This is a genomic window from Pelagerythrobacter marensis, assembly GCF_036700095.1.
In the GTDB taxonomy this organism is placed as follows: Bacteria; Pseudomonadota; Alphaproteobacteria; order Sphingomonadales; family Sphingomonadaceae; genus Pelagerythrobacter; species Pelagerythrobacter marensis_A.
Genome location: NZ_CP144918.1, coordinates 360,934 through 377,180 on the forward strand (window position 1 = coordinate 360,934; position 16,247 = coordinate 377,180).

15 protein-coding genes and 1 tRNA gene are annotated in these 16,247 nt (G+C 67.1%); 3 read left to right on the plus strand and 13 right to left on the minus strand.

Features of this window, described 5'->3' with window-relative positions; genetic code table 11:
- Nucleotides 1-41: 41 nt before the first annotated feature.
- From V5F89_RS01650 to secE, 5 genes are all read right to left on the minus strand, one after another.
- The gene (locus V5F89_RS01650) at nt 42-221 is read right to left on the minus strand and encodes a hypothetical protein (RefSeq protein ID WP_338446529.1); all 180 of its coding nucleotides are present in this window, start codon (nt 219-221) and stop codon (nt 42-44) included.
- A gap of 127 nt (nt 222-348) precedes the next feature.
- Nucleotides 349-1,044 carry a 50S ribosomal protein L1 gene (gene rplA / locus V5F89_RS01655; RefSeq protein ID WP_338446530.1) on the minus strand — a complete coding sequence of 232 codons (696 nt, stop codon included), beginning with the start codon at nt 1,042-1,044 and terminating at the stop codon, nt 349-351.
- Nucleotides 1,045-1,048: 4 nt separating this feature from the next.
- Complete coding sequence (gene rplK / locus V5F89_RS01660) at nt 1,049-1,480, minus strand: 50S ribosomal protein L11 (RefSeq protein WP_338446531.1); 432 nt, start codon at nt 1,478-1,480, stop codon at nt 1,049-1,051.
- Nucleotides 1,481-1,708: 228 nt separating this feature from the next.
- Nucleotides 1,709-2,245: a transcription termination/antitermination protein NusG gene (nusG, locus tag V5F89_RS01665; RefSeq protein ID WP_338446532.1), complete on the minus strand. Its 537-nt coding sequence runs from the start codon at nt 2,243-2,245 to the stop codon at nt 1,709-1,711.
- Nucleotides 2,246-2,277: 32 nt separating this feature from the next.
- Nucleotides 2,278-2,472, minus strand: a complete 195-nt coding sequence (gene secE / locus V5F89_RS01670; protein ID WP_047806895.1) for a preprotein translocase subunit SecE — start codon at nt 2,470-2,472, stop codon at nt 2,278-2,280.
- 257 nt (nt 2,473-2,729) lie between these two features.
- Here secE and V5F89_RS01675 point away from each other — a divergent pair, with 257 nt between their 5' ends.
- On the plus strand, nt 2,730-4,268 hold the full coding sequence (locus V5F89_RS01675; protein ID WP_338446533.1) for an alanine/glycine:cation symporter family protein: 1,539 nt from the start codon (nt 2,730-2,732) through the stop codon (nt 4,266-4,268).
- A gap of 78 nt (nt 4,269-4,346) precedes the next feature.
- Here V5F89_RS01675 and V5F89_RS01680 read toward each other — a convergent pair whose 3' ends face one another.
- Nucleotides 4,347-4,496, minus strand: a complete 150-nt coding sequence (locus tag V5F89_RS01680) for a hypothetical protein (protein ID WP_338446534.1) — start codon at nt 4,494-4,496, stop codon at nt 4,347-4,349.
- Between the two features lie 272 nt (nt 4,497-4,768).
- On the opposite strand from V5F89_RS01680, the gene V5F89_RS01685 reads away from it, so the two are divergent.
- Nucleotides 4,769-5,650: a LysR family transcriptional regulator gene (locus V5F89_RS01685; protein ID WP_338446535.1), complete on the plus strand. Its 882-nt coding sequence runs from the start codon at nt 4,769-4,771 to the stop codon at nt 5,648-5,650.
- Between the two features lie 69 nt (nt 5,651-5,719).
- On the opposite strand, the gene V5F89_RS01690 is transcribed toward V5F89_RS01685, so the two are convergent.
- The 7 genes from V5F89_RS01690 to V5F89_RS01720 form a co-directional block, all read right to left on the minus strand.
- Nucleotides 5,720-8,572, minus strand: a complete 2,853-nt coding sequence (locus V5F89_RS01690; RefSeq protein WP_338446536.1) for a TonB-dependent receptor domain-containing protein — start codon at nt 8,570-8,572, stop codon at nt 5,720-5,722.
- Between the two features lie 127 nt (nt 8,573-8,699).
- On the minus strand, nt 8,700-10,331 hold the full coding sequence (locus tag V5F89_RS01695) for an N-acyl-D-amino-acid deacylase family protein (RefSeq protein ID WP_338446537.1): 1,632 nt from the start codon (nt 10,329-10,331) through the stop codon (nt 8,700-8,702).
- A 99-nt stretch (nt 10,332-10,430) separates the two neighbouring features.
- Nucleotides 10,431-11,420, minus strand: a complete 990-nt coding sequence (gene dgcA / locus V5F89_RS01700; RefSeq protein WP_338446538.1) for an N-acetyl-D-Glu racemase DgcA — start codon at nt 11,418-11,420, stop codon at nt 10,431-10,433.
- Nucleotides 11,378-12,457, minus strand: a complete 1,080-nt coding sequence (dgcN, locus tag V5F89_RS01705) for an N-acetyltransferase DgcN (protein ID WP_425334367.1) — start codon at nt 12,455-12,457, stop codon at nt 11,378-11,380. Before dgcN ends, dgcA begins: the two co-directional genes overlap by 43 nt.
- 209 nt (nt 12,458-12,666) lie before the next feature.
- Nucleotides 12,667-13,422 carry a Fe-Mn family superoxide dismutase gene (locus V5F89_RS01710; protein WP_338446539.1) on the minus strand — a complete coding sequence of 252 codons (756 nt, stop codon included), beginning with the start codon at nt 13,420-13,422 and terminating at the stop codon, nt 12,667-12,669.
- A gap of 12 nt (nt 13,423-13,434) precedes the next feature.
- Nucleotides 13,435-14,748: a chromate efflux transporter gene (gene chrA, locus V5F89_RS01715; protein WP_338446540.1), complete on the minus strand. Its 1,314-nt coding sequence runs from the start codon at nt 14,746-14,748 to the stop codon at nt 13,435-13,437.
- A gap of 232 nt (nt 14,749-14,980) precedes the next feature.
- Nucleotides 14,981-15,067 (minus strand) — tRNA-Leu (locus tag V5F89_RS01720).
- Nucleotides 15,068-15,270: 203 nt separating this feature from the next.
- Here V5F89_RS01720 and V5F89_RS01725 point away from each other — a divergent pair.
- Nucleotides 15,271-16,221: an SDR family oxidoreductase gene (locus V5F89_RS01725; protein WP_338446541.1), complete on the plus strand. Its 951-nt coding sequence runs from the start codon at nt 15,271-15,273 to the stop codon at nt 16,219-16,221.
- The last annotated feature ends 26 nt before the right edge of the window (nt 16,222-16,247 follow it).

The following is a 16,247-nucleotide window of genomic DNA, read 5'->3' on the forward strand; positions in this document are numbered from 1 at the left end:
TTCAGCAAGGCTGAAGCGGCAGCGGCCCGCACCCGGCGATCCTATAGATCGACGGTCCGGTCCTGCTTCTCCTCCAGATCCTCGCGCAAGTCGCGCGCGCCGCGTTCGGACCGGCGGATCGATGCGCGGTTCGCGTTCCGGTTCCTGGCCCAGACGTAAATGGCCACTGCGAGCAGCAGGATCGGTCCCACGATTACGGCCACGGCCCAGATATTGCCCATTGGTACGCTCCTCGAAAGCTATACTACCGGCAACGCCCGGCCGCGGCGATCTTTCCGTTCCTGCATAGGAAAGGGGCCGGGAAGATCGCTCCTCCCGGCCCCCTGCCGTTCGTTCGGTGATGCAGGTTCAGGCGCCTTCGACTTCGCTCAGGTCGAGCTTGAGGCCCGGGCCCATCGTGCTGGTCAGCGAAACCTTGCGCACGTACTTGCCCTTCGCGCCGCTCGGCTTGGCCTTCACCACCGCATCGGTCAGCGCCTTGAAGTTCTTCTTCAGGTCCTCGTCCTTGAACGAGAGCTTGCCGATGCCCGAATGGATAATGCCCTGCTTCTCCACGCGGAATTCGACCTGTCCGCCCTTGGCGTCCTTCACGGCCTGCTCCACGTTCGGCGTCACGGTGCCGAGCTTGGGGTTCGGCATCAGCCCCTTGGGGCCGAGCAGCTTGCCGAGCCGGCCGACCACGCCCATCATGTCGGGCGTGGCGATCACGCGGTCATAGTCGAGGTTGCCGTTCTGCATGTCTTCCATCAGGTCCTCGGCACCGACTTTGTCGGCCCCGGCCGCCGCCGCCTTCTCGGCATTGTCGCCGCGCGCGAAGACCGCGACCTTGACGTCCTTGCCCGTGCCCGAAGGCAGCGAGACCATGCCGCGCACCATCTGGTCTGCGTGGCGCGGATCGACGCCGAGGTTCATCGCGACCTCGACCGTCTCGTCGAACTTCTTGCTCGCGAACCGGCGCAGCGTGGCCAGGGCCTCGTCGACGCCGTAGAGCTTCTCGCCGTCGAGTTCGGCGAGCGTCTTCTGCTTCTTGGTCAGCTTTGCCATCGGATCAGCCCTCCACCACTTCGAGGCCCATCGAACGCGCGGAGCCTTCGATGATCTTGGTCGCCTGATCGATGTCGTTCGCGTTCAGGTCCTTCATCTTCGTCTCGGCGATCTCGGCCAGCTGCGAGCGCTTGATCGTCCCGACCGAAACCTTGCCCGGTTCCTTCGAACCCGACTTGAGCTTGGCCGCGCGCTTGATCAGGAAGCTCGCAGGCGGGGTCTTGGTGACGAAGCTGAACGAGCGATCCGCATAGACCGTGATGATGGTCGGGATCGGCATGTTCTTTTCCATGTCCTGCGTAGCGGCATTGAACGCCTTGCAGAATTCCATGATGTTGACGCCGCGCTGGCCCAGCGCGGGGCCGATCGGCGGGCTGGGGTTGGCAACGCCAGCCGGCACCTGCAGCTTGATATAGCCGTCGATTTTCTTGGCCACGGGTGGCCTCCTTTCTCACTGTCGCTCCGGCCGAGACCGAAGCTCATGGTAAGCGGTCAAGCAGCCTGCCCCGACGCCGGGAATGCAGGCCTTCCGCACGGGTTTCTCTGTTCGCCCGGGAATCGGGCCGATCAGCGAAGGCGCGCCGATAGGGGCAAATGCTTCGGAATTCAACTCATCGATAGACGGCAGGCCGCTGGACGCCCGGAGGGAACGGCCCCTTCGGGCTCACTTCACCAGTTCGACCTGCTCGAAATCGAGTTCCACCGGGGTCGCGCGGCCGAAGATCGACACGCTGACCTTGACCTTCTGCTTGTCGAAATCGAGTTCTTCCACCACGCCGTTGAAGCTGGCGAACGGCCCGTCGAGCACTTTGACCTGATCGCCGATCTCGTAATCGACGCTGATATCCTTCTTGGGCGCGGATTTCGCTTCCTCGACCCCGCCGAAATAGCGCGCCGCCTCTTTCTCCGAAATCGGCTGCGGCTTGTTGTTCGACCCCAGGAAGCCGGTCACTTTCGGCGTGTTCTTGACCAGGTGATAGACATCGTCGGTCATCTTCAGCTTGGCGAGGACATAGCCGGGCATGAACTTGCGTTCGACCTGGACCTTCTTGCCCCGCTTCAGCTCGGTCACCGTCTCGGTCGGGACCTGCACTTCCTCCACGGCTTCGGACAGCCCCAGCCGCTCGGCTTCGGCGATGATCGCATCGCGCACCTTGTTCTCGAAGCCCGAATAGGCGTGAATGATGTACCAGCGAGCCATTGTGATCCTTAGTCTAGTCTTTGGCGCCCGAATCAGGCCAGCGTCAGCAGCCAGCGCACGACGGCGCCGAATGCCGAATCGATCCCCAGGAAGAACAGCGAGAGAATCACGACCATGATGCCGACGAAGATCGCCGTGCGGACGGTCTCCTCGCGCGTCGGCCAGACCACCTTGCTGCCCTCGCTGCGGACCTGGCGGATGAATTCTCCGGGATTGGTCTTGGCCATCTGCTCGTTTCCTGCCTGGTAGAACCTGTCTCGCCTTCCGGGATGGGGCCATCGCCGCCCCGGATCAAGTCCGGGAAGGGCTGGCGAAAGCTCCGATGTCGGAAAGCGCGGTCGCATTTAGGCGCCGCGCGGCACAAAAGCAAGGCGGCGCACGTAGAGGTTGGGAACGGTTGCAAACGAAACTTAAGACTGGCCTTGCACGCGCCGCGCCTCTAGCGTGCCGGTCATACAAGGGACGTTTGAGGGGAATATTGCGAATGGCGACGAGCCAGGCACTCACGCTGGGCGAACGACTGGTGCAGCCGGTCACCAACGTATCGGATTTCATCTGGGGGGGCACCTGGAACGGAGAGCAGCTGATACCGATCCCGCCGCTGGCGGTGATCCTGCTGGGCATCGGCCTGTGGATCATGATCGGCCTGCGCTTCTATCCGATCGTCAAGCTGGGCGCCGCCGTGCGCGGGCTGTTCGCCGGCCGGAAAAGCGCCGGATCGGGTGAGATCAGCCCGTTCGCCGCGCTGTCGACCGCGCTGTCGGGCCAGGTCGGCACCGGCAACCTCGCCGGCGTCGCGACGGCAATCGCCCTGGGCGGGCCCGGCGCGGTGTTCTGGATGTGGATCACCGCCTTGTTCGGCATGGCGCTGGCATTCGCGGAAGGGAGCCTCGCGATCCGTTACCGCGAGACGACGTCCGACGGCGTCCGACGCGGCGGCCCGATGAGCTATATCATGCTCGGCCTCGGCCCCAAGTGGACCTGGCTCGCCATCGTCTTCTGTCTCGGCACGCTGTTCTCGGCCCTGGTGACGGGCAATTCGATCCAGGCCAACGAGGTCGCCAGCGGCCTTAACGAGCTGTTCGGATTCGAACGCTGGCTGGGCGGCCTGATCGTCGCGATCGCGGTCTTCGTCGTCATTATCGGCGGAATCCGGTCGATCGGCAACGTGGCGGAGAAGGTCGTGCCGTTCATGGCGGCCACTTATCTTCTGATGGCGATCACCGCGCTGATCCTCAACTTCGGCGACCTGCCCGAAACCTTCGGCCGGATCTTCGCCGGGGCGTTCAATTTCCAGAGCGCGAGCGGCGGTTTCGCCGGGGCGGCGATCATTCTGGCGATCCGTGCCGGCGTCGCGCGCGGCCTGTTCTCGAACGAGGCGGGACAAGGCTCCACGCCGATCGCGCACGCCGTCGCGCAGACCGACGATCCCGAACAGCAGGGGCGCATGGCGATGCTGGGCACGTTCATCGATACGATCGTGATCTGCACCATGACCGCGCTGGTGATCCTGACCGTGCAGGGCGACTTCACCTATCAGGGCCAGCCGGTCGATCACGTATGGCAATCGGACCTCGGCACCACGGCGATGTCCGGCTTCGTCACCACCTCGGGCGCCTTTGCCGCGGCCTTCCCGTTCGAAATCGCCTCGATCCCGCTCGGCACGCTGGTGGCCAGCGTCGCGCTGATCCTGTTCGTGTTCACCACGCTGCTCACCTGGTCCTACTACGGCGAGCGGGCGATCACCTTCATCTACGACCGCTTTCCGGGCTCGACCCGGGGCGGCGAGAAAGTGCTGCACGTGATCTGGCGCGTCATCTGGTGCGTCGCCATCTTCATCGGCGCGACCCAGCCTTCGCAGCTCGTCTGGCGCCTTGGCGACATTTCGAACGCCACGATGGTGCTTCCCAACCTTCTTGCCCTCGTGCTGCTGTCGGGCGTGGTGTTCAGGCTGGCCCGCGGCGAACGCGACGCGGGGCGGGACTTCCATCGCGAAACGCACGAAGAACCCGAAGAATACTGACGGCTTTCGCAAACGAACTTCGCCAACGAACAAGGGGCCGGCCGCCTTGGCGGCAGCCGGCCCCCGTTCCCGATCGCGTCAGCGTAGCCCGAACAGGCGGGCGAGAAATCCGGGCTCTTCCATCGGCTGGATCGGCCCGTGCGTCATGAAGCGCAGCGTGGCGTCGCGGTACGGGCGGGGTTGAATCCACCCGTCCGGACGACTGCTGCGGAAGGAATAGCTCGACATGGGTTCTCCTCCATGAACTTACACTTTCCTCCGTCCATCCCGCACAACGCACGTCTCGTCGCGCGGGTTCCCGGCAAATGCCGCTCGGTATCGTTGGGAGCCGGGGACGGGAAACCTCCGATCCGTCCGCACGGCGAACCGCTACGGGCCCCGGGCGGTTCCCCAGCCGCCGTCCCCGCGGTGCGGCAAAGGCACGGCTGGCGCCCCGTTTGTCCGGGCGAAAAAGCCGCAGGCGGACTGGTCGCCGTTCCGCGCCTTGCTATGGGCATGTCATGAAGCTTCGCCACATCGAGATATTCCACGCCGTCTACGTGAACCGAACCGTCAGCGCGGCCGCCCGCGCGCTCAACGTTTCGCAGCCGGCGGTCACCAAGACGCTCAAACATGCCGAGCAGCTGCTCGGCTTTGCGCTGTTCGATCGCCGCGGCGGACGGCTGGTGCCGACAGACGATGCTCACGCCATTTTCGCCGAAGTGGCGCAGATCCATACGCAGGTGGCGTCGCTGCGCCAGACGACGCGCAACCTGCGCCACGGCACCGGCTCGCTGCGGGTATCGGTCCTGCCCTCGCTCGCGCTCGACGTGCTGCCGCGCGCAGTGGCCATGTTCTCGCGCCAGCACCCCGAAGTCCACTTCGATCTCCAGACCGTCCATCACGACGGCATCGCGCGCGTTCTCTACGAACGCGAGGCGGACATCGTCGTCGCGTTCAAGGGGCCGCCGGGGCTGCCGCTGATTTCGGAATGGTTGGGCGAAGGCGAACTGGGGCTGCTCTATCGGCCTGCCGACCTGCCCGACGCGCCGCCGCGCATTCCGCTGGAGATGGTGCAGGATCGCCGCTTCATCAGTCTCATCGAAAGCGGGCCGATCGGCGAGCTGCTGAGGGGTGAACTGGACCGCACGAACATCGAACTGCACGAGGCCGCATCGGCGCGGACGTTCTATATCGGATCGGCCCTGGTGCGCGAAGGACTGGGCATGGCGGTGCTGGACAATTTCACCGCGCAGGCCGCCACGAGCGAGGAGGTCGCGTTTCGTCCCTTGAAACCGGCGCTGGCGTTCGACGTCTATGCCATGACGCTGGAAAGCCGCCCCTTCTCGCACGGGGCCAGGGAGTTTCTGGATATCTTCAGGACCTGCCTCGACGCTGCCTGAGCCGCACAGCCGACAAGAAAGACGGGAGCAGCCTCGGCCGCTCCCGCAGGCAGGGTGAAACGGGACCGGTCAGAACGCGATCTTCGCGCCGATGCGGAAGGTCCTGCCGAGAAGGTCGTAGAGCGACTGATTCGTCGCCGGCGTCGCATAGGCGCTGCCGGCCGGGCCCGAGGCCACCACCGGCGGATCCTTGTCGAGGAGGTTGGTGACCGCGAGGAACAGCCGGAGATCGGCCGAGCCGAGCACGAAATCGCGATGCGCGGACGCATCGAGATAGAACGCACCGTCGATGCGGTTGGTGTTGATCGTCCGCGCGGTGGCGGTCGATTCCGGGCATCCCCGGGTGCACTCGACATAGCTGTTGTCGTACGTGCCCGAGCTGATCCCGCGCCCGATCAGGTTCAGGCGCAGCGGGCCGTCGCTCCACGAGGCGGTGACCCGGTAAAGGAACTCGGGATTGCCGCCGCTGGTGTTCTCGCCCACGATGTCGACTGCCGGGTCGAGGCCGTTGTCGACCGTGTTTTCCAGGTAGAGCGTCGCCAGCCCGCGCAGACTGAAAGTGCCCGGGCCGATGTCGGTGCTGTAGCTCGTCTCGAAATCCAGCCCCCGCGCCCGCTGCCGGGCGAAATTGAACGGGCTTTCGAATATCTGCAGGTCGGTGCCGAATTCGTTCGGGCCGCGCACGATCGCGGCGCAATATTCATCGACCCCCTCGTGGCAGCGGTCGATGATCGTCTGGGCATCGAGCGAGTCGATCGCATCGTTGATCTCGATATCGTAGTAGTCGACCGAGACCGAGAAGCCCGGCACGAAACGGGGCTGGAACACGACGCCGACACCCCATTGATCCGCCTTTTCCGGGTCGAGATCGGGGTTGCCGCGCCTGGTCCCGCTGAACGGCGTGGACTGGTTGTCGTTGAAAGGATCGAGCACCGTATTGGTGCGGGTCGAACCGGCGGTGAAGAGTTCGCCCAGGTTGGGCGCGCGAATATCGCGCGAGCGCGTCGCGCGGAAACGCAGGCCGTCGATCGGCTCGAACGTCGCGCCGATCTTCCACGTGGTGACATAGCCGGAGGTGGTATAATCGGTCGCCCGGATCGCGCCGTTGACATTGAGGGTGTCGAGCACGGGGACGAGAACCTCAAGGTAGCCCTCGGTCACCGAATATTCGCCGAAGCTGGGCAGGAAGTTGCCCACGAACCAGCCCGACCGGTATTGCGGATCGACGAAGCCCCTGACTTCCTCGCGCCGATGCTCTCCGCCCACGGCGACGGCGACCGCGCCCGCAGGCAGATCGAACGCATCGAACGAGAGGTTCGCGGCAAACACGTCCTGCTGGAATCGCTGGTTGCGATAGGGGTCGCCGACAACCCAGGCCACCGCCTCCGGGTCGGCGACACCGATGCCGAAACGATTGAGCGGAATGCAGCCGTTGTCGGGATCGGCGAGCGAGGACCGGCAAACGATCGTGCCTTCCGCGACCCCCAGGGCATTGCCCGCCGGTGCGAAGACGGCATCGGTGGCGGCCGCCAGCCGCGCATTGTTGCTGATGCCCGCCGCCATTTCGCGGGTCTTGGCGATACCCAGCTGGTAATAGGCGTCCCACCGGGCGGTGCTGCCGAACAGGTCGAATTCGCCATCCGCACCGATCACGTAGCGCTGCACGCTGCGCTTTGTGTCGTTGGTGCGGACCGGCAGGTCCGCATTGGTCGTGCCGAAGCGGAACGAGGTTTCGCCCGCGTCGGCCAGCGCCTGCCTGATCGATTCGGGCAGGAAGGCATTGTCGGCCATGATGGTGACATTGCCCTGGTTGCGCTGGATGCCCAGTTGCCCGCGGTTGCGCGAGCGGGCGTAGCTTGCCTGGCCGAAGACGTTGAGCCACGGCGCGATCTCGTAGCTGATGCGTCCGAAGAGGCTCCTGCGGTTCGCTTCGGGGTCGAGCGACTGGTCGTCGTTCACCTGCGTCATCGCCCAGTCGCCGCCGACGATCCACGGGTCGCGGCGCGTCCCATAGTCGAACTGGCCGAGTGCGCCGCCGTCGCCGAAGAACGTGCCGGCGAGCGAACCGCTGGTGATGATCCCGCCCGGCGTCGCCAGGCTGAGGCCCGCCTTGTCGGTCACCAGCCGCTCCGGTTCGCCGTTTCCGGGGGCGTAGGCCGGATTGTTGATCAGGTACCAGCCCCTGTCGTTCCAGTCGCGCGGAACGCCGTGCAGCCCTTCGCGAATGGATAGCTCTCCGTTCAGCAGGATATGCCCGCGCCCGTCGGCGAAAGGCGTGCCGAACGTGGCGTCGAACTTGTGGCTCGGGGCATCGCCGTAGGTCGTTATGCCGGTCTCGGCACCTGCCTTGAAGCCGGTGTAATCGTCGTCGAGGATGAAGTTCACCACGCCTGAAACGGCATCCGAACCGTAAGCCGCCGAGGCGCCTCCGGTCACCACCTCGACGCCCGAGATCAACCCTTGCGGGAAAGTGTTGACATCGACCTGCCCGCCGATCGCCGACCCGACCGAGCGCTGCCCGTTCAGAAGAACCAGCGTGCGGCTGGAACCGAGCGAGCGCAGGTTGATCGTGTTCAGGCCCGACAGGCCCGAACTCATCGACAGGTTGGAGTTCGCCGGCGTGGCGCTGCCCACGACAGAGGGGATTTCGTTGACGAAGTCGGCGATATTCGCGGGCGCGGCCGATTCTATGTCCTCGGCTCCGATAACCGTGAGCGGGGTCGGGGCGTTATAGCCGTCGCGCTGGATGCGCGTGCCGGTCACCACGATAATGTCGGACGACGGCGCCCCCCTGGCGGCCGCGGGCGCGCCGTCGTCGATCCCCGGGGAAGCGGCGGACCCGGTGTCCTGCGCGAAAGCCGCCGTTGCGGAGAGCAGGCCCGCAGCCAGTGCGACGGCAGAGCTGAAGTTTCGTCCCATCATGTTATTTCCCTCTTTCCGGGCGGTCGCGGCCGCCGGGCGGCGGACGCCATCGCCGTCTCTCACTGCCCTTCGGGCTCCCTCTCACGTCGTTCGAGATCGGCTATGCGGCTCTTCCCGAGCGCCTTGTTCACTCCGCCGCGCAACCCGCCCCCGCGCGGGCGAGCGGGCGCCCGGCTGCGCGACCGGTCGGCCGGCCCTCGTCTATCGCAAGCACACCGTTCACCAGCACGGTTCGCACGCCTTTGGAGAACAGGGTCGGTTCGGCGTAGGTCGCCGCGGGGGCGAACCCTTCCGGGTCGAACACGACGATATCGGCGAAATGGCCTTCCGCCAGCCGGCCCCGTCCCTCCAGTCCGAACAGGGCGGCAGGCACGGCCGTGCTCTGATCGATGAACCGGCGCAGGTCGATCACCTGCTTCTGCCGGACATAGACGTCGTACTTGCGGGCGAAACTCGCGTAATACCGCGGATGCCCGGCCGAAGCGTCGGAGCTGGTGACGACCCACGGCCGCTGCATGAAGGCGGCAATGTCCGCCTCGCTCTGGTTGAACGAGGCGACTCCCGCCTCCGAACGCTCGAGCAGGTCGATCGCCGCCTGTATCGGATCGTCGCCTGCCTCCCCGGCGAGATCTTCCAGCGTCTTGCCGAGCGCGTCGGCCGGCCCCCGCGTGATGAGAAGCGATGCCGCCCCGCCGCGGCGGCGGAGATTCTCCGCCATCTCCTCGCGGATCCGGGGAAGCTGCGCCGAATCCGCGAAGCGGCCGAGCATCGCCTGCCGCCCGCCATCCTGCGCCCAGCGCGGGACCAGAGCGGCGGAGAGACCGGTCCCGGACGCGCTCCAGGGATACTGGTCGGCATGGACGACCTGGCCTTCGGCCTGCGCCTGCTCGATCTGCGCGATGACCGCCGGCGCTTCGCCGTGCACGTCGACCCCCAGCGCCTTGATATGGGCGATGTGGACCGGGATGTCCGCTTCCCGGCCGATGGTCAGCGCTTCCTCCACGGCGCCGGCGAGGCCGATCGTGTAGGACGATTCGTCGCGGATATGCGTGTCGTAGAGGCCGCCGTGCCGGGCCGCAGCGCGGGCCAGGCTGACGATCTCGCCTTCGCCGGAATAGCTCTGGGGGGCGTAGAACAGCCCGCTCGACAGCCCCAGCGCGCCTGCGCACATCGCCTCTTCGGTCAGCGCCACCATTCGCGCGAGCTCGGCCGCGGTCGGCGCGCGGTCCTCTTCGCCCACGACATCCCGCCGCAAGGCGCCGAGCCCGACGTAAGTGGCGAAATTGACGCCGTAATCGCGTCCGCTATCCCGGCCCAGGGTGGCCGCGACATCGACATCGCCGCCACCGTCGACCCCGATGAAGGCAGTGGTCACGCCCTGCGTCAGGAACGGCAGGACGAGACGCGCCGCCGGTATCCCGCTCGCCAGGGCCTCGCCGATGTGGGTGTGCGGATCGACGAACCCGGGCGCCACGATCAGGCCGCTCGCGTCGATCACGCGCTCGGCCGAACGATCCGCCGGGGGGCCGACATAGACGATGCGATCGCCCGACACGGCGATGTCGCCGACGAGGGGCTCGCCGTTGCCGGGATAGATCGTCCCGCCGGCGATCAATATGTCGTAGGGCGCGTCGCCTGCCGCCGCCTTCGCCGCCTCCGCCGATCGCGCCGATTGCGCCGATTGCGCCGCGGCCACCGTCGGCATCTGCCAGGCCAGCGCAGCCGCGGCCGCCGCCAAGATCACGAGTTTCCCGTTCATGCCCGCCCCTCTGCAATGTGTTGCAGCATTATTACGGAGCCGCGGGGCGGGGGGAATGGGCGGAGCAATCATATGTTGATTACCGCCCATAACGCGCAGTTATAGTGCGCCCCAGAACCCGGGCTCCGCCGGTTTCATCACGCCTTCGATTTCCGTGACCCCGCCCGGCCGGTCCGCCGCAAGCCAGGTCGGACCGTCGAGATCGACGAACGCGCAACGCTGCGCCAGCACCAGCGCGGGCGCGATCGAAAGCGAGCTGGACACCATGCAGCCCACCATCAGCCGCAGGCCCGCCTGCTGCGCCGCGGTGGCAACCTCCAGCGCACTCGTCAGCCCGCCGGTCTTGTCCAGCTTGATATTGATGACCTGATAACGGCGGGCGATCCGCGGGATATCGTCCCGCAGATGGCCCGATTCGTCGGCAGCGAGCGGGACCAGCGGCGCAAATCCTTCCAGCTCCGCGTCGTCGCCCGCCGCCAGCGGCTGCTCCAGCAAGTCCACCCCCAGATCGGCCAGCGCCGACTGGCGATCGGCGAGCCCCTGCATCGACCAGCTCTCGTTGGGATCGACGATCATCCTGGGCGCGGGCGCGACCTCGCGGACGGCGCGGATCGCGGCCAGCGGATCGTGGTCGTCGACCTTGACCTTGAGGAGCGGCACGTTGCGCAACGCACGCGCGGCGGCCGCCATATTGGCGGGGGTGTCCACCCCGATGGTCATGGCCGTGGCGACCGGGGCCGGTTCGGGCCAGCCCGCCATTTCGGCAACGCTCCGGCCCGCGAGCTTCGCTTCCAGGTCCCACAACGCGCAATCGACCGCGTTGCGTGCCGCCCCGGCCGGCATCAGGCCGAGCAGCTCGCGCCGATCGACGCCGGCTTCGATCGCGGGGCGGGCCGTTTCGATCTGATGCAGCGCGCTGTCGAGCGTCTCGTCGTAGCGGGCATAGGGAACCCCTTCCCCGCGCCCCGTGACGCCGCCCTGCGCGATCTCGACCGTAATAACCTCTGCCGCCGTCCTGGTCCCGCGCGAGATACGAAACGGCCGGTTCAGGCGGAACGAAGACTGGACTGCAGAGATTCGCCGAAGCATTGTTCCATCCGATCGATGATGTTCTCCACGCCGAAGGCGACGGGGTCGGTGACGGGCAGGCCGGTCTCTTCCGCAGTGCGCCGGCACAGCGCCAGCGCATCCTCGCGCGCCAGGCTCGACGTGTTGAGCGCGATCCCCACGGCGATCACGTCCGGGCTGGTCAGCCGGCCGACCTGCAGGTTCGCCGCGATCGTCTCGGTCAGCGAAGGCACCGCGTAGTGCGGCAGCCCCCGCATGCGGGTGCGCGACGGATCGTGGCAGACGACGATCGCATCGGGCTGCGCGCCGTGCAGCAGCCCGGTCGACACGCCTGCGAAAGACGGGTGGAACAAGGACCCCTGCCCTTCGATCACGTCCCACCCTCCGTCTTCGCGCGCGGGCGAAAGCCGCTCGATCGCCCCCGAGATGAAATCGGCGATGACGGCATCGAGCGGCACGCCCGCCCCGGCAATCAGAATGCCGGTCTGTCCGGTCGCGCGGAAATCGGCCGCGATGCCGCGCGCCCGCATGGCGCGCTCCAGGTGAAGCGCGGTCACCATCTTGCCGACCGAGCAGTCGGTGCCGACGGTCAGCAGGCGCCGGCCCGCACGCGGCAGGCCGTTGCCCACGGGCAGGTCGGATCCGGCGTCGCGGACATCGATCAGGCGCCGCCCGTTCCGCTCGGCAGCGGCCACGAGGCGCGGTTCGTCGCGCAAGCGGGCGTGCAGGCCCGAGGCGATATCGAGGCCGGCCTCGAGCGCAGCTTCGCAATCGTCGATCAGTTCCTCGCTCAGCATCCCGCCGGCATTGGCGACGCCGAGGATGAGCGTCCTGGCGCCGGCCGCCGCGGCTTCGGCGAAACCCATTTGCGGAAGGCCGAGCGAAAGCGGCCCGCCCTCCCGCACGAATTCGCCGATCGCGTCCTCCGGCCGGAACATGGCAATGCCGCGAGAGGTCTTGATGGCCAGCGGATCGACGGTCGATCCCAGATAGAGCAGGTAAGGTGCCTTGATCATGATCCACGACGTTGCTGCGATCGCGCCAGTCTTGGCAGCCATCCTCTCCGAAGACGTATCAAATTGATCCGGCAACCTATAACCTGCGGGAATATTTGTTCCCGCATCTTTGGCTGCATGTGGGGGCGCGATTGGCCGAGCGGGACCGGGCACCGACCGAAACGGCGGCTATTCAATGGCCGAAGCGGACCTTCGAACAGCCGATATCTTCGCGCATTGCCGGTGCCGGCGCACCTTTGCGGCCGTGCAGGCTACGGCCCTGGGCGCCGGGGCGTTTCACTGCCGAGCCATGACACCGCCGCGCTGTAGCGCGCGTCGATCACTTCCCAATCGAGGTTGGCCATGAAGGCATCGATATACCGCGCCGCGGCGGTGCCGTAGTCCATGTGGTAGGAGTGCTCGTACATGTCGAGCGCGATCAGCGGCACGCCGGTGACGGCAGCGTGCATATGATCCCACGCCCAGTAATTGTGCAGCGAGCCGGTGTGCGGATTGAACGCCAGCACCGTCCAGCCGGAGCCGCCCGCCAGCGACATCGCCGTGCGGCGAAATTCCCGTTCCCACGCCTCGACGCTGCCGTGCGACCGCGCCAGCGCCTCGGCAATCGCGCCCGCCGGGCGGCCGTCGCCGCCGAGCCCGTCGAAATAGTATTCGTGCAGGATCACCGAACCGGTCCGGTGCAGCTCCTCGCGCTTGAGGCCGCCGTAAAGGAGCGGCGGGAAATCCTCGTCCGCCATGGCCGCGGCGAGCTTCTCCTCGACCGTGTTCAGCGCCCGCACCGAGCCCTGGTAGTTGTTCTCCCAGTGCGAAGTGATCAGCCGCTCCGAAAGGCCGGAAAGCTTCGCGGGATCGAACCGCAGCGGCTTGGGCCGATGCCCTCCTGCGAAGGCCGGCGCACGAGGCAATCCGGTTTGCGCAGCGGCCGATCCGGCCGCGCCCGTCAGCGCCAGCCCGGTTGCCGCCGCCGAGACCGTTCCGATCGCCTCGCGCCGTGTGATTTTGCTCATCTCCTGGCTCCCCTAACCGATCGCGCCGAAAACAAGTCCGCCGATCGCTGCGACGCCCAGCACCCGGACCACCGACCACCTTGCACCGAACACCAGCAGGCACGCAACCGCCGCCAGGACGGCCGCCCGCCAGTCGAGGCTCGCCCACTCCGGCATGTAAAGCCGCACCGGCCCGAACCAGGCTTGCGAAACTTGCGCGAACAGGACGTGGAGCGCGAACCACACGGTGAGGTTGGCGATCACGCCGACCACCGCGGCCGTGAGAGCGGCGAGCCCGCCCTTGAGCCTGGTCGCATGGGCCATCCGGTCGATCCACGGCGCGAATGCGAAGATCCACAGGAAGCACGGCGCAAAGGTCACCCAGGTGGTCAGGCCCGCCCCGATCAGCCCGGCCACGAAAGGCGTGAACGGCTCGGGCGCCCTGAACGCGGCGAGATAGCCGACGAACTGCGTCACCATGATCAGCGGACCGGGTGTGGTCTCCGCAAGGCCCAGGCCGTCGGCCATTTCGCCCGGGACAAGCCAGCCGTAACCCTGCACCGCTTCCTGCGCCATGTAGGCGAGAACCGCATAGGCGCCCCCGAAAGTCACCACGGCCAACTGCGAGAAGAACAGGCCGATGTCCCACAGGACGTGCCCCGGACCGAGAGTCGCCAGCACGACGAGCAGCGGCAGTGCCCAGACGCCGCCCCAGACGAGCACTGCGACGAGGCTCGCCCGCCACGGCCGGGGTCCGTTCTCCCCTGGTCCGCTGGCCGGCACCAGCGCCAGCCACCCGGGCCGGGTGGCGGCGACAGCCATGCCGAGCGCGCCCGCACCCAGCACGATCAGCGGAAATGGCAGGTCGAACAGAAACAACGCGACGAAAGCAGCGAGTGCGAGGGCCTTCTTGAACCCGGTATTCAGCGCCCGGCCGGCGATGCGAATCAACGCCTGCGCGACGATCGCCAGCACCGCCGCCTTGACCCCGAGAAACAGCGCCTCGAACCAGTCCAGCTGCGCAGCGACCGCATAGAGCGCTGAGAGAACCAGAATCACGAGCGCGCCGGGAATGACGAACAGGAGCCCGGCGGCGAGTCCGCCGCGCAAGCCATGCAGCCGCCAGCCGATCCAGGTCGCCAACTGCTGCGCTTCGGGGCCGGGCAGGAGATGGCAGAAATTGAGCGCGTGGAGATAGTCCTCCTCGCCGATCCAGCGCCGCTCCTCGACCAGTTCGCGGTGCATCAGCGCGATCTGGCCGGCCGGCCCGCCGAAGCTGAGCAGGCCGACGCGCAGGAACGCTTTCAGGAGAGATCGAAAATCGGAAGCCTGGAAATCGCCTGTCATAGAGCCGCATGCCTCCCTCCCGCCCGAAGGCGGATCATCACGGCAACACTTGGGCGCGGCGCCTGACCGGGAGGTTGCATGGACCCGGGCCGGCGAGTTTGGCCGATCGGATCGGGGCCTGCAACCGGTTCTGCATCGGACAGGCGCTCTCGTCGCAGTGAAATTCGCCGGAAGGCGCCCGGTCGCCGACGGCTCACTTCGCGCCGGCAGGTGCCCATCTTTGACCGTAAAATGGTGCCCAGAAGAGGACTCGAACCTCCACGCCCTTGCGAGCGCCAGCACCTGAAGCTGGTGCGTCTACCAATTCCGCCATCTGGGCACCGGATGCGGCCCGGATCGTCGAAGTCCGGCTCGCGGGTAGGGGCGGGCCACTAGCGAAGCGGGGGGGACCTTGTCAACGCTTTGTGCGAGCGGTTGCGGGTTGCGCCGCATTGGGGCAAGGCAGCGGCAGATTCGCGAACGAACGCGCGCAGGCGCGACCCGAAGAACGCACAACGGCACGGAAACGAACGGCAAGGGGCCATGGCAGCAAACGATCCTCTGAACGGCAAGCTGGTGACGCTGACCGGGGGCAGCGGCTTCTTCGGCCGCCATGTGGCCCAGGCGCTGCTCGAACGCGGGGCGCGCCTCAGGATCGCCAGCCGCAACCCGCGCAAGGCCTACTCGCTCCGGCCGCTCGCCAATCTCGGGCAGATCGCCTTCATGCCCTGCGACGTGCGCGATCCGGCGCAGGCGGCCGCCGCGGTGCGCGGGGCCGATGCCGTGGTCAACCTGGTCGGATCGTTCGAAGGCGATCTAATGAAGCTGATCTGCGGCGGCGCGCGGCACGTCGCCGAGGCCGCTCGCGAAACCGGCGCCGCGGCGATGGTCCATATCAGCGCGATCGGCGCGGACGCCGCTTCGCCGGCCGGCTATGCCGTGGCCAAGGCCCGCAGCGAGGAGGAAGTCCTGCGCGCCTTCCCCGGCGCGACGATTCTGCGCCCCTCGCTGCTGTTCGCTGAAGACGGCGGGTTCGTGAACATGCTCGCCGGGATCGTCGCATCGTTCCCAGTCGTGCCGGTTTTCGCCCCGCAGGCGAAGCTGCAACCGCTGTTCGTCGACGATGCCGCCGATGCCGTCGCCGCGGCCCTGGCCGATCCCGCGCGGCACGGCGGCAAGACGTACGAAATCGCCGGGCCGGACACGATCGGCATGATGGCGCTGCACCGGCGCATTGCCGAGGCGCAGGGCCGCAACCGCCATTTCATCGCAGTGCCCGACGCGCTGTCGGCGCTTTTCGCCGCGCTGCCCGGGACGCCGATGAACGCGGACCAGTGGACCATGCTGCGCCAGGGCAACACGGCGTCGGGTACATTGCCCGGCCTCGACAAGCTCGGCGTGCAGCCGCGCCCGCTGGACCTGTTCCTCGACCGGTGGATGACCCGTTACCGCAAGCACGGCCGCTTCGCCGATCGCACGCGCGGCACCGCCTGAGCGCCGGGCCACCGGGCCGGTGCCGT